The sequence below is a fragment of the Spirosoma sp. 209 genome, from assembly GCF_002006735.1.
GTDB lineage: Bacteria > Bacteroidota > Bacteroidia > Cytophagales > Spirosomataceae > Spirosoma > Spirosoma sordidisoli.
In genome coordinates, this window is sequence record NZ_MVEC01000002.1 from 468,607 (window position 1) to 490,999 (window position 22,393).

The following is a 22,393-nucleotide window of genomic DNA, read 5'->3' on the forward strand; positions in this document are numbered from 1 at the left end:
CCTATTGTTTACATCCCACCCACCGTCGGAAACCAGTCAGGCCGGTACGGGTCCTGATGAAAGCGGGCGTAGTAATCGCCTTTCTCTTCGTAGTATTTTTCGTAAAACGTCATCTTGTCCTCGTCCAGCGCGACGCCCAGCCCCGGCCCGGTTGGCACCTTAATACAGCCGTTTTCGTAGCGCATCAGCCCGCCCTCAATGATGTCGTCGGTCAGGTAGTGGTAGTGCGCATCGCCCGCAAAATTCATGGTTGGAATCGTCGAGGCTGTATGGATCATGGCCGCCAGCTCGATACCGAATTCGGCACCGGAGTGCATGGCCACGCCCAGGTTGAAGGTGTTACAGACGGCCACCAGATCCTTTACCCCGCGCGGGCCTTCCCAATAATGAATATCGGTCAGGACAATGTCGACCGACCCCATCCGGATCGCCGGAGCGAGATCGTCGAAACGGGCGGGGTACATATTGGTGGCGATCGGAATCCGGATCTGCTTCCGAACGGCCGCGTTGCCTTCGAGCCCCCAAGACGGGTCTTCGAAATATTCGATGTTGAGGTCTTCGAGCCGGTGGCCCATCTGTACGGCGGTCTGCACCGACCACAGCCCGTTCGGATCGATCCGCAGACCGAAGTCGTCGCCCAGCTGCTGGCGGCAGAGTTCGAGCACCCGCACCTCTTCTTTGGGCGCCATAACCCCCGCTTTGAGCTTCATGGCGTTTACGCCCAGCGTTTCGTGCAGTTCGACGCAGAAATCGGCTAGGTCTTCGGCAGTTTCGTCATGCCGTCCATCGCCGGGGCGGTCGTAGCGCCAGAACAGGTAGGCAATAAACGGCACTTCGTCCCGTACGCGACCGCCCAGCAGATCGCTCAGTGGGCGGTTCAGTACCTTTCCCTGAATGTCGAGGCAGGCCATTTCGATGGCGGCATACAGGCGGGCATTGGACATGTAATAGATACTGCGCAGTACTTTCAGCTTGATTTTTTCGAGGTGAAACGGGTCTTCACCCACAATGCGCGGCTTCAGTTTCTGGAGAGCGCCCCGCTGATCGCCCCCGCCTACTTCGCCCAGGCCCACCACCCCTTCGTCGGTGATGATTTCCAGAATGGTGCGCAGAAAATAACCCGGATGAACGCCGGTATTGTGGCGGAGCTGAGCGTTGAGCGGAATAGCGACACAACGGGTACGTAAGTCAATGATTTTCATAGCGGTATGAACGACCGGGCGACTGGTCACGGCCGTTCCGTTAAAGGGTATCTGTCAGGTTGTTAGGTTAATCCAGCACCACGACAATGTCGCGTGTGCCGCTTTTCGGGCATTGAATTTCTTTTTCGTACGTCTTGCCTTTCAGCTGGGTTACCAGCTTGTAGGTACCGTAGAAGCCCCGGTAGCTGGCTCCGTTTGCGGTTGGTTTTACGGTCAGGTTCGTGCGCCACTCCTTATTGATCAGCCGGTCGAGTACGTCGTAAACCGGCTTTTTGGTAAAGTCCCGGTTCAGCAGCCCGCCTTTCCATTTGTCTTCGCCGGGAATCACACTGCCATCGGCCCGGATCCCGGCCGGGGCCGCGGTGCCGTCGACCAGATTCCACCAGATAATGGCTTCTACTTTTGGGTGGCTGAACCACAGTTTATAGTAGTTCTCGGCCATGACCGCCTGGTAATCAGGGCCTTTATCCGATAGCGCCGAAACCGTAATCTCGGTGATGTGCAGCGGCAGGTTAAAGTCGGAATACAGGTCGAGTGTGTTGAATAATGTAGTGGGAGTCATCTCTTTGCCCTTCATAATCTGTTCGTATTCCGGCTCGCTGAAGTTGTGAAACTGCAGGCCGATGGCGTTGATCTTCGCGTTACGGCGCAGCAGACTTTCGGTGAGCAGATAATCGGCGCTGTACTCGCGTTTGTTGCTCCGTTTCCAGATAGCAGTCGTGAAGTTGAGGGTAAAGACATTGCTGTTCGGAAATACCCGTTCGCTCTCCTTAAAAGCCTTGAACGCAAAATCTTTGGGCATCAGCACGTCGGCATGCCGGTCGGTCACTTCGTTGACAACATCCCAAATTTGAATCTCGTGGCCATACCGTTGCGCAATCTGCTCGATGCGTTTGTTGATTTTCTGCTCCATGATCTTCTCATCCTTCGGGAGCCAGGTCGGTATGGACCAGCGCGGATTATCCCAAACGAGGGTATGGCCTTTGGGGGTAATAGCATGCTTCCGCGCAAACTCCATCACCAGGTCGGGAGCCGGTCGGCGGTAGCTGTAGGGGCTGTTTTTGTCGAAACGCAGCTTGCCGGGTTCGGGCTCCAGCTCGGGCCAGTAGAACGGAATAGTGACGAAATTGAACAGCCGGGCAAAGTGTTCTTCGTACAGCGCATCCTCCTTCGGATTCTTGAACCCTTTGACCATAAAACCATTGGCACCGAAGTGAAAATCGTGGCGGGTTTGGGTCAGCGAGACATCGCCCGGCGAAACCGGATTCCCGTCCTTATCCGTAAACCGCACCGTAAAGTTTCCCATACGATGTTCGCGAATACCGTCGGCAATACGCTGCTGCACGGCGGGGCTGGCCCACTGGTTTTTGTAGTCGTCAGACAGCTGAGCCGACAACGGCAGTGCCGACAGCGTCAGATAGGTGGCAAAGACAAGTTGTTTCATAGTTAGGGTAGTAGCCTGGCAGTTGGCTGGCAGGTTCGTTAGAAAAGAGGTTAATGCTGGCTGGCCTAGTTAGCTGTTTTTAGTGATCCTTTGAATCCGAGATGCACCCGCGCAAGCCAGGGGTAGGTATTAGTAGCCCCCGCGTTGCCGGTTACGACCCTGACCGCAACCGTACCGTGGGGTAATGCCGGTACGGTATAGGTGTACTTATCAACCGAATTATCCTTGTTGCCGGAAATCTGGCTGGGATAGGCGGCTCGGTGAGTTTTATGCAGCACCCCCTCCGGCAGTGCGGTCCAGGATGAGCCATCGGTCGAGTAAAACAGACTAACGGCATCTACCTTATCGCTGAATGCGATCACCTCAATCCAGCTCAGCGTATCGGCCCGGTACACCAGTTCGCCCGATTCACTACCGACGACCCGCTCCGCCTGAAAAAAATCTTCTTCGGTTTGCCGGAGCCGGGGCCATGTCTCCTGGCTGATCCGCAGATTGTCGGAATGCGATGCGGTCAGTGAGAAGTCTTTCAGGTTATCCATCACCATGCGGGATGTGGGCACTACTGGTCCGATTATATTCGATGCGGGCGATATACCAGCCTCGTTTTTACCTTTAATTCGGTAGTAATAGGCCTTTCCGGGAATGGCGCTGGCATCGGTGAACAACGGATAGAAATAAAGATGATAGCTGATGTCCAGATCAGTTCGGATCACCTGCCAGGGCCCTTTTGCCGAACTGGCTCTTTCGACGATATAGTATCTCGCGCCGGGCGAAACGCGCCATTTTAAGGCGACGGCATCGCTTCGTAAACTGGGAAACAGGTAGGGAGCATCCGTCGGCGCAGGCAGGGCGGGTAGCTGCTTTCCCCGGATTTTATAGCCATACGCCCGGACCAACATCAGATTTTCGCGTTCCTTGAAATAGTCGCCACTGTCGAATCCGGGCCAGCGGCTGCCGCCCCAGGAATAGGAATGAAACAGCGCATGGCCGCCAATGCCGCCATTATACTGCGGTTTCATCAGGCTCCAAAGCAGCGCCCCGCTGGTGCCCGTGTTACAAACCGCTTCCAGAACATCTTTGAACCCATCGAAGCGCTGAAACTCGTCGATAATCAGCGGGCGTTTACCCTGGCATTCGTTCCAGAGTTCGGCGACCGTGTTCCGATAATTGGGGTATTGCCGGGTTTTGACGATGTCGATGTTGGTATTATTGGCCAGCACATCCGTCACGATGGCGTTCATCTGCTGCACCCCGTTGGCCCGACGCGGATCGGCAATCAGATGGTTGGAGTCAATACTCTTCAGATAGCCGGCCATTTCGGCGATCCAGGCGCTCTGGTTGTTCGGCACCTCGTTGCCAAATTCCCAGGCCAGTATAGCCTTGTCGTTTTTATACGGTACACCCGTAAACCGATTTTTTCGATTGACAGCAGTCTGTAGCAATTCCTTAAACCCGGCTTTGACAGCCGCTGACTGGTAGTAGTCGCCCCCGCCGTAGAGCTTGCTGAACGCAGCTGTTCCGCCCCAGTATTTGTTTTCCTTAACCAGGCAGAGAATGACCCGGATGTTATACTTGTTGCACAGTTCCAGCATTTTATCGATGCGCCGGAATGCCATCTCGTTATAGGTATGCGGACCCGAAACCAGGGCTTCAAATTCGCCCGAGCCATCGTTAACCGTGATTCCCCAGGTGCGGATAACGGTAACCCCCATCTGGGCCATATCCTTGAAATGGGCTTCCATCTCAAAGAAGAGCTCTACCGGATCATAGACATACCCACTGGCCGGATTGGTATGTTTATAACCGTCGTAATGCCCATTGATGGTTGGTGTATTTACCGATATGAACCTGAACACCTGATTGCCCTCCTTTAGCCGGTCGCCAGCTCTGGTAATGAAATGCGTAAAGGCATTCGCGCGTGGCTGGATGGCCAGTACCAGAATCACAACGATACTCAGAACGATTATTCTCAACATAACTCAATCAATCAAAGAGGGGTACAAATCAGGTAGCCGATAAGGTCAGCTACCTGACGGGATCATACCTAAACATTGTCAATCAATAGCCTGGGTTCTGGTCTTTGGCGGGGTCCAGCGCCGTATTAAAGTTCAGCTCACCCACGGGAATGGGCCAGAACAGGTGCTTGTCGGCCACGTCTTTACCCGTGGCGGCCTTGATGCGGGCTTTCAGTTCGGCGGTGCCCAGGCGTTTGAGGTCGAGCCAGCGTTTGGCTTCGTACTGGGTTTCGTACCCCCTTTCCTGAATGACCAGATTGGCAAACGAAGTAGCGTTGTAATCGGCCAGTTTGAAATCGACGGCCGAGGCTACGGTGGGCGGCTGACCATAGGCCCGGCGGTGTACCTGATTCAGCGCGTCGAGGGCGGCAGCGGTAGGTCCGTTACCAGCCCGGCTAGCGGCTTCGGCATAGAGCAGCAGGATGTCAGCATAGCGATAGATCGGAAAGTCGTTACCGGCCGCATCATTACCCGGCGCCAGGGGATCGGCAAATTTTTTGCAGAGGAACGAGTTGGCTCCCAAACCGATATTCCAGCTGTACCAGTTGTAGCCCTTGCGCAGATCGGCATTATCCCAGTTTTTAAAGACGGAGTTGGTCTGCGCGTCGGTATAGTGGGCGAAGAACCCACCGGCCCCGTGAAGACGGGAACCCGGATGATGGGCAAACATGGCCAGGTATTGCCCCTGACCGGCCTGCCGGGTCATTTTCAGGTACCAGATTTCTTCGGTCGTCGATACAACGGTGGGGCCAAACACTTTGTCGAAGTCATTGGCTACTGTTACGGGCACCAGCGAAAACAGCTTCGACTGGATAATCTCGTTGGCCTTATCCCGCGCTTCGGCATACTGGTTCCGGTAGAAATAGACCTCGGCCAGCGCGGCCTTGGCGGCCCACTTGGTGGCCCGGCCTACCTGCGCGCCTTTGTCGGGCAATACCGTTTCGGCTTCTTTCAGATCGGCCAGAATCAGCGTGTAGACCTCCTCGGCCGTCGATCGTTTTATGTTCGGCTCATTGAGCGTGGCTTCGGTACGGATTGGCACCCCACCCCAGTTCCGCACGAGCCAGAAATAGCTGAACGCGCGGAGAAATTTGGCTTCGGCTACGAAACGGGCCACGTCGGCCTGGCTGATCGACGATCCTTTGGGCGCGTTCTGAATAACCAGGTTGGCATTACGGATGGTCAGGTAAAACAGGGTCCAGCCGGCATCGGTACGGGGAATATTGGTACTGTTGAGCCCCTGAAAATCGCTCAGGATTTGATAGCTGCCGCGTCCGTAGCTATAATCGGTATAGGCTTCCAGCTGCGCGCCCAGCTGACCGCTGATGTTGTTGGGGGCCCGAAGCTGGGCGTAAGCTGCGTTGACGGCCGCTTCTACCTCGCCGGCGGTATTGTAAAATGTTTCGACCGCTACCGCCTTCGGCGATTCCTGCAGTACCTCCTCGCAGGCTGTAAAGACAACAACGGCGAGTGATAGCGCGACTATGTGAATGAGAGATTTCATCGGATTAATAACATGAAGAGTAAGGGTCAAACTCATTAAAATCCTACGCGCAGGCCGAACGTAACGGCTTTGGAGGTCGGGTAGCTGTAGTGATCGATACCCTGACCGATGGAGTTGGCACCACCCTGCGAGTTTGTCTCGGGGTCCCACCAGGAATACCTGGTGAAGGTGAGCAGGTTCTGGCCGCTGGCGTAAATCTGCGCGTTCCGCATCCAGCTGACGCCCCACTGCTGCAGGGGCAGGTTATAGGCGAGCTGAATGTTACGCAGGCGCAGAAACGAGCCATCTTCAACCAGCCGATTCGAGTAGTTATAGGTGTTGGAGCGGGAAATGACCGGGTACTTGGCATTGGGCCGGTCGGGCGTCCAGTGATTGGTAAAAACCTCTCTTGGCATATTCAGCCCGAATCCGTAGTCGAGGGTGTTATTGATCGAGCTGACGTTCAGCAGATCGTTCCCCTGAGATCCCTGCCAGAACATGGTCAGCTCCAGGCCTTTGAACGACATGGTGGAGTTAAGCCCGTAGATAAAGTCCGGGTTCGGATTACCAATGATGGCTTTGTCGAGCTGGTTAATGACCTTGTCGCCGTTCAGATCCTGATAAACGACCCGCCCCTGCTCGTTATAGCCATTTTCGAGGTAGCCAAAAAAGACGCTCATCGGCTGGCCCTCGCGCAGCAGGTTAGCCGCGTCGCTGATCAGCGTTACACCCACGTTGCCACCCAGAATGTCTTTGCCGCCGTACAGTTTAATGACTCTATTCCGGTTGAAGGCAATGTTGCCGCTCAGGTCCCACTTGAAGGCTTTGTCGATCACCCGCGCGTCGAGGGCCACTTCCAGCCCTTTGTTCTGGATTTCGCCCACGTTCTGGATGGTGCTGGTAAACCCAAAACCGACCGGCAGTTGTACGGTATTAAGCAGATCGTAGGTATTCTTGATGTAATAATCGAGCGTAAGCCGGTAGCGGTTGTTAAGGAACCCGGCGTCGATTCCGAAGTCCGTTTGCTCGGTGGTTTCCCATTTCAGGTTACCGGGCAGTACAGTGCCGGGCGCAAAGGTGTTGTAGAGCGCGTCGTCGAATACGGTCTTGCCGGCCAGGAGGTTGTTTAGCGTCGCATAGGGGTTGATCGCCTGACTGCCGGTACGGCCCCAGCTGGCTCTCACCTTCAGGTCGCTGATGTAGGCCGAACTCTTCAGAAAATCTTCTTCCGACACCCGCCAGGCCAGCGCGCCCGATGGGAAGTACCCCCATTTGTTCCCTTCGCTGTAGCGGGACGAGCCGTCGGCCCGGAAACTGGCCGTCAGCAGGTATTTGTTATCGTAACTGTAGTTGACCCGGCCCAGGTACGACAGCAGGGTGGCGAACGAATAACCCGAACTTGGAATACCGGGCGTATTGGCCGAGCCCAGATTAGCGGTTTCGGTAACGTTGCTCAGAAAGCCATTTCCCGACCCGCCCAGCGAGGTATTCAGGAAGTCCTGATAGGTCAGCCCCACAACGGCCGAAATGCTGTGTTTCTGGGCCAGCGTCTTGATGTAGCTGATTGTATTTTCGCTCAGCAGGCTGGTGCCGCGCGTACTCGACACACTGGCGCTCCCCTGCGAGTTGATAAACTGGGTAGAGGTGTAAAAATCAGACCGGTCGTCGCTGTTTTCGATCCCGCCCGACAGTTTGATCGATAACCCATCGACGGGCTTGAACGTCAGGGCTGCGTTGGCCAGCACCCGGTTGGCGTCGATCCGGTCAGTTTGCTGGTAGATGTAATTGAGCGGGTTGATCAGCACGTTCGAGATGAACGGATAGGCCGTAGCCAGCACCCGGTAGGTGCCATCATCGTTGTAGGGGGTGAGCGTAGGTGGAGCCGATATAGCCGCCGAAATCAGCGAGCCACCCCGGTTGCCGCCCCCGTTGTTTTGCCGGCTGGTCTGGATTTTAGTCAGGGTAGCGCCGTAGGTCAGGTTAAACTTCTTGCTGATATCAGACGTGACATTGGCCCGGAGCGAGTAGCGTTTGTAATCACTGTTGATCAGGATACCGTCCTGATTGAAGATGCTGCCACCGACCGAAAACCGGGTCTTCTCATTCCCCCCGCTGACGGTCAGGTTGTGCGTTTGCATGGGCGCTTTCCGGAAGATCAGGTTCTGCCAGTCGAACCCCTCACCAAACGAGTCGATCTGCGCCTGGGTAAAGTACGGAGCCAGCCTGTCGTTGGCGGCCTGCTCGTTATAAAAGGTAGCGTACTCCCTGGCGTTCATCAGGTCCAGCTTTTTACGCAGGCTCTGCACGCTGTAACTCCCTTCGTAGTCTACCCGCATCTGCCCGGCCTTTCCCTGCCGGGTGGTGATCAGTACGACGCCGTTTGCCCCACGCGATCCGTAAATGGCCGTGGCCGAGGCATCTTTCAGGATTTCGATGCTTTCGATATCGCTGTTGTTCAGAACGGTTGGGTTGCTGCCCGAGGTCGGGAACCCGTCGATTACGTACAGCGGCTCATTGCTGCCCTGCACCGAGTTGGTGCCCCGAATGCGCACGCTGACCGCAGCGCCCGGAGCGCCGGTATTCTGAATAACCTGCACCCCCGGTGCCCGCCCCGACAGCGCCTGCAGCACGTTGGTGGCCGGAAAGGCGTTGATGTCCTTTGCCTTCACGGAAGCCAGCGAACCCGTCAGATCCGACTTTCTCACCGTTCCGTAACCCACGACGACCACCTCGTTGAGCGACTTGTTATCTTCCTCCAGAGAAACATCCAGCTGCGTACGGCCGCCAACTTCCACCCGCTGGGTTACGTAGCCGATATAGGAGAAAACCACCGTGCTGTTCCCCGAAGGCAGGTTCAGCCGGTACGTGCCATTCGCATCGGTACTGGTGCCGGTGTTTGTTCCTTCAACGGAGACGTTCACCCCAGGAAGCGCAACACGGGAGTCGCCCGTAACGACCTTACCCGTCAGGGTAATGGACTGGCTCTGGACTGCTACTGAGACGAGGGAGAGTAACCCCATCAGTACCAGGCATTGTAGTTTTGATTGCATAGGGTTTAGTTATTTTTATATTATAAAATTTAATACCATAATGATAAGCAAATAAAATTACTCTTTCCCCTTTCTCAAAGTGTTCAGTCATATTTTTTTTTATATATTCTTGGAAATAGCCAAGAAACAAAAAAAACGCCCACTGTAAGGAGCGGGCGTTTGGCGTAGTTTTTCGGTTATTTATGGGATGGTAAAGGCCGCTGACCGTTTAGGCCAGTCTGGCAGATATGCGGTTGGCGGTGTTACGTAGTTCCTGAACGACCCGCGCTTTATCGGTAACCATGTATCGATATTCGGGCATGTATATGCTCAGACTCGCCACCACCCGATCCGCCTTCCGAACCGGCACCGCCAGCCCTACCACCTGTCGGCCGGTGGTGGTCTGGATAGCCAGCTCTTCACGCCTGATCAGGTCGATGGCCTGTTGAAACTGGCCGGGACTGGCGGCTTCGGTCCAGATATCTGCCGTGGGTAATCCGTACCGGGCGGTATACTTTACTAGTTCGGCGTCGGTATGAAAAGCCAGCAATAGACGGCCTGAGGCCGTATTATAAGCATCTTTCTGATCGGGTGTGCGTACCTGCAGATCGTGTTCGGAGAAGGTACGGAGCAGGACGATCCGCTGATTTCCTTTCAGGGCGGCCAGTAAGGTGTTCTCGTTGAGGAGCGTCGTAAGCCGGTCCATCTCGTCGGTGGCGGCTTCAACGATGTCTTTCCGGTAATTATCGTTTCCGGTCAGCGCATAGGCCTTGGCTCCCAGTATATACCCTTTCTTGGCACCGATCTGTTCGATGAAATCACGGCTGACCAGCGTTTTCAGAATGTTGGCGCAGGTACCGTGATTTAGTCCAACGGCATCGGCTATATCCCCCAGTGCTTTGGGCTTATCGGGGTCCTGGGCGATATACTCGACAATATCAATGGCCCGGTTGATAACCTGAATCATATTTAATTTTACATTATAAAACAAAGCTAACGACAACGGTGAATATGTCAATAGGCAACCCGTGTTTTTATCCCCGAATCTATCCACCGCTTTTCATTGACGGTCTCCGTACCGTCCTGTAACGCGCGCGGCCCTTTCGGAATGTCGTAACCGGGCAGCTACCCGATCCTGACAGTACCCTCAACAAAAAAATCCGCGAAGATCGTCTCCGCGGATTCTTGTTAACCCAATAAGTACGGGTCTATTCGACCACCACACCCATGTTGCAGAATTTCTCGATTCGCTGTTCGATACGGATCTGGGGATCCAGGGCGTTCAGTTCGGCCAGCGTGTCCAGAATCACCGTTTTGAGTTGGCTGGCCATTTCAGAATGATCGTTATGAGCACCACCCAGGGGTTCGTCCACAATACCGTCGACGAGCTGGGCGGCCTGCATATCGCGGGCGGTTAGTTTGAGGGCTTCGGCAGCCTGCTCCTTGAAATTCCAGCTACGCCACAGGATCGATGAGCACGATTCGGGCGAAATAACCGAATACCAGGTATTCTCGAGCATCAGCACCCGATCACCGATGGCAATACCCAGGGCGCCCCCCGAGGCTCCTTCGCCAATGATGATGCAGATAACAGGTACCGTAAGCATGAACATCTCTTTCAGGTTCCGGGCAATGGCTTCGCCCTGTCCGCGCTCCTCGGCTTCGAGGCCCGGGAAAGCGCCCGGCGTATCGATGAGCGTGATGATGGGCTTATTGAATTTCTCGGCGAGTTTCATCAGTCGCAGGGCTTTCCGGTATCCTTCGGGGTTAGCCATACCGAAGTTGCGCTGTTGCCGCTGCTTGGTATTACGCCCTTTCTGCTGCCCGATAACCATAACGGTCTGACCGCCAAGTTCACAAAAACCACCCACCATGGCCGGATCGTCGCGCACCGTGCGGTCGCCGTGCAGTTCGATGAACTGATCGCACATGAGTGAGATGTAATCGAGCGTATAGGGCCGGTCCGGGTGGCGCGAGAGCTGTACGCGCTGCCAGCGGGTCAGGTTCTGGAAAATTTCCTGGCGCAGTTTATCGATGCTCTGCTCCAGTACGTGTACCGCTTCGCTGACATTGACGTTACTGGTCTGGGCTAACCGTTTGGTTTCTTCCAGCCGGGATTCAAGGTCGGCAATCGGTTTTTCAAAGTCGAGGTACGTTCTCATCGTTACTAGGTGATGGGCGATGAGCAATGGGCGATGAACGGCATACGATCATCACGCATCGCTCATAAATCAAAAGTTTCTCCTTTCTTGGGGATAACAACCTGGGGGTAGCCGGTTTCGGCGAGGGTATCACGGAAAGCTTCCATGCTATCGAACTCGCCATGGACCAGAAAAATACGTTTGAGCGTTTCGGGCGACTGCATACTAACGAAATTCAGCAGATCGTCGCGGTCGCCGTGGCCGCTGAAAACGTCGACTTTTTCGATATTGGCCAGCACCTGATGGTCTTTCCCTTTAATACTTAGGGTTTGCTGTCCGTTCAGCAGACGCCATCCGAGCGTACCTTCGGCGCAGTAGCCTATGATCAGGATAGTCGAGTACGGATTGCTGATGTTTTCGGCCACGTGGTATTCAACCCGACCGCCCTGTACCATGCCTGACGACGAGATGATGATGCAGGGTTCGCCAAAGTTCGACACGGCTTTGCTGGCTTTGGAAGACTCCAGAAACTGAAAATTCTGAAAATCGAACAGAGCCTCGTTCTCTTTATAAAACGCCTTGGCCTCCCCGCTCAGCATCTTGACGTGCTGCAGATAGATTTTGGAACTCTCGAACGCCATGGGGCTGTCGGAGAACACCCTGATGGGCGGGAAGTCACGTTCGGTATAGAGCCGGTTCAGGGTGTACAGCAGCGCCTGCGTACGGCCTACGCTGAACGACGGAATGATCAGCCGGCCCGGAATATCGATGCAGGTCCGCTGAATAACGTCGGCCAGCGCGTCTTCGGGACTCATGTGGTTCTCGTGGAGCCGATTCCCGTAGGTGCTTTCGCAGATGAGGTAATCGACGGGCGGCACCGGTGCCGGATCGACCAGCAGCGGGTAGTTTTTGCGGCCAATATCGCCCGAAAAACAGATGCTTTTCTGCTCGCCGTTTTCGACTACGTTGATGACGATATGAGCCGCTCCCAGCAGGTGGCCAGCCGGAATAAATGTCACATCGATGCCATCGGTCAGCCGGAATTTGCGGTTGAAGGCAATGGGAACTACATTTTCCATGGCCTCCCGTACCTGCCGGTCCAGGAAGAGATCTTTCTGCATCTGCGCCTGCCGATCTTTGACGCGCTGTTTCTTACTGGCGTTCAGCTCGTTGATTCGCTTTTGATTGAGCGAAGCCGCATCTTTCAGCAAGACGTTGGTCAGGGCAAACGTCGGTTCGGTACAGAGGATCTGTCCTTCATAACCTTCGCGAAACAGATTGGGCAGATTACCGGAATGGTCTACGTGTGCGTGGGTCAGCAACACGACGTTAATACTCGAAGCCTCAAACGGGAAGAAACCTGTTTGCGGAGTGATTGGGGCAGCCTGGCCGTTGGTTTTCGACCGTTCAAGATCAGACCCACAGTCAACCAGGATGCGGTAGTCGTCTATCTCCAGCAGATACATACTGCCGGTAACCTGCCGGGCCGCCCCCAGAAACGATACTTTCATGCGTACAGCGTTAGCTAATCAATGTCGTTGATTCAATGCTTCGGAAAAGGTGATTTTGACACAAGTTGGGTGGCGCGAAATCCGTAAGTTTGCAAAGCTACAAAATCAGGGGCGATTCCCCTAACCGCACGGAAACCTACAGTATGTACCCATTGCGACACCGTTTAGTTCGATTTTATCCTTTCCTGTTGTTTTTTATCGTCGTCTGGTTTCCTACGTTTGCGGTCCGGGCCGGTATGGATGGGCAACCGTCGTCACCGCCCGATTCGCTGGCAACCCAGCGGCTCCTTCGTCAGATCGAGTCGTTTCAGGCGGGTCCCGCTGTCCGGTACGGTACCGTGGCGCTTTCGGTCAGGCGGGTACGCGACGGCGAAGAACGAATTGGCTACAACGCCCGGCTGAGCCTGCCCTCGGCTTCTACGCTTAAACTCATCACTACGGCCACCGCCCTGGCGGTGCTGGGCCCGAACTATACCTATACCACTACCCTCGAGTACGACGGCACCATCAAAGACAGCGTACTGATAGGTAACCTCTACATCCGGGGAACCGGGGATCCGTCGCTGGGCAGCTGGCGTTTTCCCGCCTACTATGATCTATCGGCGCTGCTCAAGAGCTGGTCCGAAGCCGTACGGGCGGCCGGCATCCGCCAGATTCAGGGGGTTGTGGTGGGCGATGCCAGCCTCTACTCGGACCTCACTACGCCGGGTACCTGGCCCTTCGGTGACCTGGGCAACTACTACGGGGCCGGGCTGAGCGCCCTCAACATCAACGAGAACCTGTACCGCATCTTTTTCCGGCCGGGCAAATCGGTAGGCGCTCCTACCAGCGTACTCCGCACCGACCCGCTCGTGCCCTACCTGACGTTCCAGAACACCGTCACGACCGACGCGGCCAAAACCGGCGACCAGGTCAATATCGTGGGCGCTCCGTTTCTGAACCTGCAGTGGCTTACCGGTAAGGTACCCATGGGCGAACCGGCCAACGAGTTCAGCGTAAAAGGAGCCCTGCCCGACCCGGCTTACTTTGCCGCTCATGCGCTTCGGCAACAACTAGTGCAGGACAACGTTCTGGTACCGAATCTGCCCGTATCGATTGGTGGTGGCCAGTCGACTACCGTCGTAGCATCCGGCACGCGCGTAGTCATCAACCAGCACCGGTCACCCACGCTGGCCGAACTGGCGCAGCAAACCAACTACCAGAGTATCAATCTCTACGCCGAAGCCCTGATCCGAACCGCCACGCGCCAACTCGACAAAACCGTCGGCACAACCGACGCCAGTGTGGACGCGCTAACGGCATTCTGGCAGAAAAAAGGGGTTAACCTCGATGGGTTCCGTATTCACGACGGCAGCGGCCTGTCTACCACCGGTGCCCTCACGGCCGACAACATGACGGGTATCCTGAGCGCCATGGCGCGGGAGCCTTCGTTCTCCGCTTTCTACGAAACCATTCCGGTAGTCGGACAGACCGGTACCGTGCGTTCGCTGGCCCGGGGTACGGCCGCAGCCGGTAACATTCGGGCCAAGAGCGGGTCAATTGAAGGCGTCAGAGCCTACGCCGGGTACTTTACCGCTACCGACGGCGAGCGTATGTCGTTCTGCGTACTGGTCAATAAGTTTACCCCCGGCCAGAACCGCGCGGTAACCACCGAACTGGAAACGATTTTTCTGGGACTGGTTGGACTGCCCGGCAACTAGTCTGCCACCGTTTTCGATCAAGAGCTGACCCGCTGCAATCTGTTATTTATCAATTCACCAGAAGCCCTTCCGGTTTTGTGAAACAGCTCACAAACCGGAAGGGCTATTGGTTACCGGAAGCGCTGCCGGGTTTAGCAGCAGTCGTGACAGCTTACTGATCAATTATCAATAACCCGGATTCTGCGGGAACGTGGCGGGGTTGTTATACACGTCGATTTCAGCCTGCGGAATGGGGTAGATAAGCCGGTTGGCAGGCACTGTAATGCCGGTTACCTTGATGGCCTCTACGGCCCGACCCGTCCGGATCAGGTCGAACCAACGGTCCGACTCCAGCGCCAGCTCCAGCCGCCGTTCGTTGATAACGGCATCGCGGAAAGCCGCCTGGCTGGCGAGTTGCGCAGGCGTATACGGCTCTATGCCGGCCCGGCTCCGCACTTGGTTGAGCGACCGGAACGCATCGCCGTCGGGCTGGTAGCCCACCTCGTTCAGCGCTTCGGCATAGAGCAGCAGCACATCGGCAAAGCGCAATACTGGAAAATCGTTACCTACGTCATTCGTTGCCGATACCTCGTCGTAAAACTTGCGGGGTACCACGTTGACATTGCTCGGCACCGGCACCTGTACGGTCAGCGGCAGCCGTTTGTCGCCAGCCGGGTAAGCCGACCGCAGCGATTTTTCGATGTTGTCGCCGATGTTGGTCCCGAACCAGAGCGCGTGGCCTTCCGACACCCCGCCTACGCCTTTCCGAAACTTGATGGCGAATACAATCTCGGCGTTGTTTTTGTTGTTCACCGCAAACACGTCGGCAACGTTAGCCAGCAGCCGATACGGACCACTGGTCACTACCTCGCGCAGGATTGGTACGGCCTGGCTGTATTTCTTCTCGGTAACCAGTACCTTTCCCAGCAACGCCCGCGCAGCCCCCGCCGTAGCCCGACCCACATCAGCACCGGTATAACTGGCGGGCAGGTTCGTGACGGCCTCTGTCAGGTCTTTTTCAATGGCCGCGTACACGTCCGTTACCTCATTACGAACATACGAACGCGAGTCGGCTGTAGTACCGGCCGTCAACACCAGCGGCACCCGTCCCCACAACCGCACCAGGTTGAAGTACGATAGTGCCCGGATAAACTGGGCTTCGCCCCGGTAACGGGCTTTCAGACCCGCGTCGATACTGACCGCGTCGATCTTGTCCAGGATCAGATTAGTTCGGTTGATACCGGTATAGAGACTCCCCCAGGTATCGCGCAGAACGGTGTTGGTAGTAGGCTCGATGAACCGGTCGATGTTATACCGCAGACCCGCGTTCGACGATGGGTCGTTATCCAGCACATTGTCGCTGCGGGCTTCTACGATCGTGTTAAAATCACCACCGTACTGGTTGGGCGATTGCAGGGCATCATAGGCTCCATTGACAGCGTTGTTGAAGTCATTGGCGGTCTGGTAAAAATTATCGACGTTGGGCTGCGACTGTGGTTTCAGGTCCAGAAAATCGCTCCGGCAGGCAGCCAGACCAAGCACAAAAAGGGTGGCCATAGCCGTTTGATGACCGAAAGCGCGAACAAACGAATTGGTTTTCATGATGACTACGGGGGTTAGAAGCTGAGGTTAAGGCCAACGGAAGTAGTACGGGCCAGGGGATACGTACCATAATCCTCACCAGCCGACAGGGCGTTATCGGGGCGGGCACTCACCTCGGGGTTATACCCAATGTATTTCGTGAACGTGAATGGATTCTGGGTTGTAACATACAGCCGGGCCCGGTTCAGGTGCAGCCGCTGGAGCAGCGCGGTGGGCAGCGTATACCCCAGCGTGATGGTCCGAACCCGCACAAACGAGCCGTCTTCGATATGCCAGGTCGATATTTCGCCGTTAGAACCCGTTTGCAGGCGGTTGGCGCGGTTGTGCTGCCCGTCGCCCGGGTTAGCTTCCGACTGCCACCGGTTCAGCGCGCCCCTGAACAGGTTGCCGTTTCCTTCCTGGTTGTAGATATACCGACGAATCAGGTTCAGGATTTTGTTCCCCTGCGTACCCTGCACCGTTACGCCCAGATCGAAACCGGCATAGGCGAAGGTATTGGTAAAGCCAAAGGTGTACTTGGGAAAATAGCTGCCCGTAACGGCCCGGTCGCTGCTGAAATCGATCCGGTTATCGCCGTTTACGTCAACGAAGCGAAAATCGCCGGGGCGGGTCGTGGTCGTATGCGGATAGGCGTCGATTTCGGCCTGGCTGTTAAATACGCCGTTGGTTTTCATGGTCCAGTACTGCCCGATGGGCTCACCAATGCGGGTAATGAACTGCGCGCCCGCTACCCCACCCGACACGATGATCGGATCGCCCGACGGACCAAGTGCCTTTACCCGGTTGCGGTTAGCCGCTATATTGGCACTGGCGTTCCAGCGAAACCCTCCGAACGACTGCTGCGTCCCCAGGGTCAGCTCAATCCCTTTGTTGTTCACCTTCCCAATATTTTGCAGCTCGGTGCTGAAGCCCGAAGCTCTGGGCACCGGCACGTTCAGCAACAGATCAGAGGTGTTGGCATCGTAATAATCGACGCTCAGGGTCAACCGGTTGCGGAAGAAACTGGCATCGACGCCAATATCGAGCATGGCCGTCTTTTCCCATTTGAGCTGGTCATTGGCCGAGTTACCCGGTGCCAGACCGCTAACGAGCGTTTCGGAGCCCAGGATGTAATTCTGGTAATTCAGCAGACTAACGGCCCCGTAGTTCGGTATCTGAAAATTACCCGTCAGGCCGTAGCTCGCGCGTAGTTTCAGATCACTGAGCCAGGTCGATGTTTTCAGGAACGGCTCCTGGGAAATGTTCCAGCCTGCCGATACGCTCGGAAAGTAGCCCCAGCGATTGGCGGCCCCGAAGCGCGAAGATCCGTCGGCCCGGACGGCGCCCGACAGCAGGTACTTTCCGTTATAATCGTACTGCACCCGCCCCAGGTACGACAGCAGTGACCACTCCTGAATATCGGAGCCCCCCGCCGACACCTGCCCGGCGTTGAGCGTCTGCACCAGGTCGTTGGGGAAGTTGGTGGCGGTCAGTTCGGTAGCGGTTCGGCGGTCTTTCTGAGCCGAAAAACCGGCCAGTGCCGACAGGTTATGCTGGCCGATGCTGCGGCTGTAGTTCAGCGTGTGTTCTACCAGCCAGTTGATGTAATTCTGCGTTCTGGAAAAACCGGTCGGTACAGACGCCCCTTTCCGATCGCGGATCTCGACGGTAGATGGGCGGTAATAGTCACGCTGGAAATTGTTGACATCCGCGCCGACATTGAGCCGGTACGAGAAGCCTTTCCCGATATCGTACTGCGCATAGGCGTTGCCGAGCAATCGGAGGTGCCCCAGCTTGTCCTTTATCTCATTGGCAACCGCCACCGGGTTCAAAATAGACGTAGCGCCGTAACCCCAGCCGTTGGCATCGAAGTTATACGTGCCATTCAGGTTGTACACCGGCCAGATCGGTGCTATCTGAACGGCTAAGCCAATGACCCCATCGGCCAGGTAAGGCCCTTCAGCCTTGATCAGATCGTGGTAGGAATAGGTAGGGTTGAAATTAAACCCCACCGACAACCGACCACTTTTTATATCGAGGTTGGCCCGGGCCGCGTACCGCTGGTAGCCCGAATTGATGACGATGCCGCGCTGATCGAGATAATTGCCCGAGACGTAATAGCGCACATTGGCATTGCCGCCGGAAATAGACAGGGTATGATTCTGAATGGGAGCCGTTCTGAAAATTTCGTCCTGCCAGTCGGTATTGGTCAGCCCAGGCTGGCCGCTCAGGTAGGGCACCACCTGGGGCGGAATCAGGGTGCTGGGTGCCCCTACTCCCCTGTTCCTGATCTCATTGCTGTCCGTAACCCGGCCCGTTGGATTCCGGTCCAGATAAGCATTGTTTTTCGCTTCCACGTTAAGGGTCGCGTATTCATAAGCGTTGAGCAGATCCAGCTTTTTCGATACCTGCTGGAACCCGACGAAACTATCGTAGTTGATGATAGTCTTGCCTTCGCGCCCCCGCTTCGTGGTGATCAGTACCACCCCGTTTGAGCCACGCGACCCGTAAATAGCCGCGGCCGAGGCATCTTTCAGTACTTCAATACTCTCGATATCATCCGTGTTGATCGTACTCAACACATTGATCGGGTTGTCGGGAAACTGGGTACTCGTACTGCCCGTTGCAAACTTCGTATCCCGCGACAGCGGAACGCCGTCAATTACGTAAAGCGGGTCGAGCCCGGCACTGATCGACCCGGTACCGCGTACCCGTACCTGCAGGGCCGCTCCCGGCGCGCCCGAGGTCTGGGTAACCTGAACGCCCGCAATCTTGGCCGCCAGCGCATTGTCGAAACTGACGACGGGCTGATTAGCCAGGTCCCGGGCCCGCACTGACCCGATAGCGGTCGTCACGTCGCGCCGGTTTTGCACGCCATACCCAACCACCACAACCTCACTCAGCGCGTTATCGGCACTGCTGAGCTTCGCATCGACGACAGTTCGATTACCCACGGCTACCTCGAGCGGCTGATAACCGATAAACGAAAAAACCAGGGTTGAAGAGCCAGCGCTGGCCGGTACCGAAATCCGGTAGTTTCCCTGCGCATCGGTAGTAGCACCGGTATTGGTGCCCTTGATCTGCACCGTTGCTCCGGCCAGGGCTTCACCCGACCCGGCGTCCGTAACGGCTCCCGTAATCGTGTTTTGAGCCCAGCCGGTCGATAGGGTCAGAAGAAACCCGATCAGACCTATTGCTGACAATTTCCATCGGGAAGGTCTTTTTAATAGTAACGAATTCATCATACGCGAGAGACTGATTTAGGGGTGATTGACAACTGGGTGAATTACAGATTGGCTCCTCTTGGGGTTTGCCAATAGCGGACTGTATTGCAGAAGATCGGTCTACCTAGGCGTAGCATAGTTCACTACCCTCAGCAGGTGGCAGACAGCCATTGACGATACGATGGGTACCCGGCCAGGATTGGTGTAGACTGTATATGTTCTATGGAAGTGGTACAGATACCCAAATTACGCATTGTTTGCGCAATCCCGCTTGCCTGCGGATAAATTCTGGAACAAGGTAAGTGAAACTCTCCCGGTTTGCTCACTGGCCTCGCTTTTTACCGCACCCATACAGCAGAAGGGGACAGTTCGAAACCCGTTCTATCCCCTTCTTTTATATCGATTCGTTCGTGATTTCTGACGATCTGCCCGTTGTGCCTTGTGTTCTTCCAGCCGGTCTGGTTAAAATGAGTAGCGAAGGGTTGTACCAAAGGTTCTTGGATCGCCCAGCACGGCGGCATAGTGGCCCGCGTTACCAGCGGCCGGTAGCAACTGCTCGAAATAATCTTTGTCCAGCAGGTTGCGTGACCAGAACATAATCGATAATCCATTCGACGCCCGGAAACCAACCCGTGCATTCAACAGCGTGTACCCCTCGATATTCAGGTATTTTGAGGGTGACGGACTCGACGAAAAAGAGGAGCGATAGTAGCTATCCAGCGCCAGGAAGAACCGGCCGCTCTGGCTCAGCAAGTTTCCGCCACCGCTGATTTCGCCACCGAACGACCCGGCCCATTTCGAGATTCCCGGCAGGTCGCCCCCCGATATATCTTTGAAGGCCGACTCTCCACCCGTTTCTTCCAGGGGAACGGGGGCATTCTTGAACGATACGTATTTGCCGTCGGTATAGGCCACAGCCCCGTAGAAAGAGAGCCCGTTGCTTACCCGGATGTTGCCATCTACCTCCACTCCGACTACCCGCACCCGTTCAGCATTGGCCAGGTAACCCCGGTTCACCCCCACTTCGGCGGTCTGAACCTGCGTCTGAAAATCCCGGATGTCGGTATTATGGAAAACGACGTTCAGCGTAGACAATGGCGTTGGCCGGGTTTTTACCCCAACCTCAAAATGACTCACGTACTCAGGTTTGATGCGGGCCAGCTCGGTCAGCACCCGTCCGTTGGCGGTGGGCAGTCCCCCCAGGTTGACCCCAACCGGTTTATAGCTATTCGAGTAGGTAGCAAATGAGTTGATTCGCGATGACACCTTATAGGATAGGGTTAACTGCCCCGACAGATTGCTTTCGTCTACGTTTGCCGTAAAGGCCTGATTCGTATAGACCGCATTTTTCAGCGCGATCAGCGCCGGATCAGTCGTTTGCAGCCCTCCGTAGGTCTGTCGGCTGAAATCGACCTGTTTTTCATCATAGTTGTACCGGAGACCAGGCAGCAGGTGAAGCCGGTCGGTAATAGCCCAGTCGACCTGACCGAATACCGCAGCACCGAAGCTTTTCAGCCGGGAGGTAGTTCTGATGCCAAACCCATCGAGTAGGCCGGGGGTTCGCCAGAGCGGACTCGTTGAACTTTGCGAAAAACGCCACTGCGCTGAACCAGACTCTTCGGTATGAACGGGATCCGTCTTGAGGTCCTGCCCAATGGCAAAGACACCGATGACCCCACTCACACGGGGTGAAATAGCTCCGGCGTACCGAACCTCCTGCGTCCACTGCTCGTGACGCGACGTGGCAGCCGACTTACTCAGAACCGGCAGGCCCGTAAAGTCGCGGTCGTTGGAGGGGTCCCAGTTCCAGTAACGCCAGGCGGTCGTTGAGGTCAGCGTTCCCGATCCGATCTTGGCGTCAACGTTGAGCGAAACACCACCCAGCTCGTTTCCCGACCGCCAGGGGGTATCATGGTCAATGACCCGATCGAACGGATTCTGGCTGGGCAGTTTGTAATTCAGGTCGGCAATAATCTGGTTAAACTGCCGATAGGCCGGACGCAACGTAGGAGCCACCCCCGCAACGACCTGGGCATACCCATCCGGGCGCTGACTCGACACGTCGCCCGCCAGCGTTATGCTGATTCTGTCGGTTGGCGTGAACAACAACTGCCCCCGACCGCCCAGGTTATTGAGATCATTGACGGGCTTCTGGGTCGCCACATTGTATAACAGCCCGTTACGCTGGGTTCCCGAAAAGGACAACCGACCGGCTATCTTCCGGCTCAATGGGCCCGTGATCGAACTACGGGCCTGAATGTATCCGTAGTTACCGTAGCTAACTTCCAGCGTAGCACCCGGCTGAAAACTGGCAGCCCGGGTGGTTATGTTGAACGCGCCGGCCGTTGTGTTTTTGCCAAATAGCGTTCCCTGAGGACCGCGTAGCACTTCTATCTGCTCAATATCAATGAAATCGAGCGTTGTTGCCGCCGGACGAGCGTAGTATACACCGTCTACGTAAAAGCCCACCCCCGGATCGATTCCGTCGTTGGTGAGCCCGAAGGTCGATCCCAGACCCCGAATATTGAGCGTCGTGTTGCGCGGGTTAGACGAATAAAGCTGCACAGTAGGCACCAGTTCTTTCAGTCGGTTCACGTTGAACGCGCCCGCATCTTCGACCAGCGCGCCCCGCACTACCGAAATCGGAATGGGCACGTCCTGAGCGGACTCCTGCCGACGGCGGGAGGTGATCACCACTTCAGACAGCTGGTTGTCGTTCGCCAGGGTCAGCGATAACGGCGAATCGGGCCGTTTGGCAAGCAGAATTTCCTGAGGTTTAAACCCAACTGAACTGATACGAATAGTAAACGGAAACTCCTGGCGGGCTGCCAGGCTGAATTGACCGGTGGCATCGGCAATTGCATAGGTGTTCGTGCCCTTTATTAGAACAGTGGCAGCCGCAACGGGCAGGCCTTCGTTGTCTTTCACCACGCCCACTACGACGCCCTGGGCAAATAAGGTGCTAACAGATAGGATAAAGAGGGTGATCAGAGGTAGTGTTTTTCTCATTGTGGATTATGCTGGTTGGTAAAATGCTTTCTTGTTTACGGCCAACGGGCGACTGGTAAGATGCTGATTCATTAC

At 55.8% G+C, this 22,393-nt stretch carries 12 protein-coding genes; 1 reads left to right on the forward strand and 11 read right to left on the reverse strand.

The window, feature by feature from the left end:
* Window positions 1-8: 8 nt before the first annotated feature.
* From B1C80_RS05180 to B1C80_RS05215, 8 genes are all read right to left on the reverse strand, one after another.
* Window positions 9-1,202 (reverse strand): enolase C-terminal domain-like protein, encoded by a 1,194-nt coding sequence (locus B1C80_RS05180; RefSeq protein ID WP_077920106.1) that lies wholly within the window; start codon window positions 1,200-1,202, stop codon window positions 9-11.
* Window positions 1,203-1,269: 67 nt separating this feature from the next.
* Window positions 1,270-2,646, reverse strand: coding sequence for an endo-1,4-beta-xylanase (locus B1C80_RS05185; RefSeq protein WP_077919983.1), 1,377 nt, complete (start codon window positions 2,644-2,646; stop codon window positions 1,270-1,272).
* A 65-nt stretch (window positions 2,647-2,711) separates the two neighbouring features.
* Window positions 2,712-4,622: a fibronectin type III domain-containing protein gene (locus B1C80_RS05190; protein ID WP_077919984.1), complete on the reverse strand. Its 1,911-nt coding sequence runs from the start codon at window positions 4,620-4,622 to the stop codon at window positions 2,712-2,714.
* A gap of 82 nt (window positions 4,623-4,704) precedes the next feature.
* Window positions 4,705-6,165 (reverse strand): RagB/SusD family nutrient uptake outer membrane protein, encoded by a 1,461-nt coding sequence (locus B1C80_RS05195; protein ID WP_077919985.1) that lies wholly within the window; start codon window positions 6,163-6,165, stop codon window positions 4,705-4,707.
* A 35-nt stretch (window positions 6,166-6,200) separates the two neighbouring features.
* Window positions 6,201-9,194, reverse strand: coding sequence for a TonB-dependent receptor (locus B1C80_RS05200; protein WP_077919986.1), 2,994 nt, complete (start codon window positions 9,192-9,194; stop codon window positions 6,201-6,203).
* 208 nt (window positions 9,195-9,402) lie between these two features.
* Window positions 9,403-10,140: an IclR family transcriptional regulator gene (locus B1C80_RS05205; protein WP_077919987.1), complete on the reverse strand. Its 738-nt coding sequence runs from the start codon at window positions 10,138-10,140 to the stop codon at window positions 9,403-9,405.
* A 241-nt stretch (window positions 10,141-10,381) separates the two neighbouring features.
* Entirely contained in the window at window positions 10,382-11,335 is a 954-nt protein-coding gene (locus B1C80_RS05210; RefSeq protein ID WP_077919988.1) for an acetyl-CoA carboxylase carboxyltransferase subunit alpha, read from the reverse strand.
* Between the two features lie 62 nt (window positions 11,336-11,397).
* Window positions 11,398-12,825, reverse strand: coding sequence for an MBL fold metallo-hydrolase RNA specificity domain-containing protein (locus B1C80_RS05215; RefSeq protein ID WP_077919989.1), 1,428 nt, complete (start codon window positions 12,823-12,825; stop codon window positions 11,398-11,400).
* A gap of 143 nt (window positions 12,826-12,968) precedes the next feature.
* Here B1C80_RS05215 and dacB point away from each other — a divergent pair, with 143 nt between their 5' ends.
* Complete coding sequence (dacB, locus tag B1C80_RS05220; protein ID WP_077919990.1) at window positions 12,969-14,525, forward strand: D-alanyl-D-alanine carboxypeptidase/D-alanyl-D-alanine-endopeptidase; 1,557 nt, start codon at window positions 12,969-12,971, stop codon at window positions 14,523-14,525.
* Window positions 14,526-14,690: 165 nt separating this feature from the next.
* Here the strand turns inward: dacB and B1C80_RS05225 are convergent, their stop codons facing one another.
* From B1C80_RS05225 to B1C80_RS05235, 3 genes are all read right to left on the reverse strand, one after another.
* Entirely contained in the window at window positions 14,691-16,106 is a 1,416-nt protein-coding gene (locus B1C80_RS05225; protein ID WP_236648622.1) for a RagB/SusD family nutrient uptake outer membrane protein, read from the reverse strand.
* 14 nt (window positions 16,107-16,120) lie between these two features.
* Window positions 16,121-19,288, reverse strand: a complete 3,168-nt coding sequence (locus tag B1C80_RS05230; protein WP_236648624.1) for a TonB-dependent receptor — start codon at window positions 19,286-19,288, stop codon at window positions 16,121-16,123.
* 483 nt (window positions 19,289-19,771) lie between these two features.
* Window positions 19,772-22,318: a TonB-dependent receptor gene (locus tag B1C80_RS05235; protein WP_077919992.1), complete on the reverse strand. Its 2,547-nt coding sequence runs from the start codon at window positions 22,316-22,318 to the stop codon at window positions 19,772-19,774.
* Window positions 22,319-22,393: the final 75 nt, after the last annotated feature.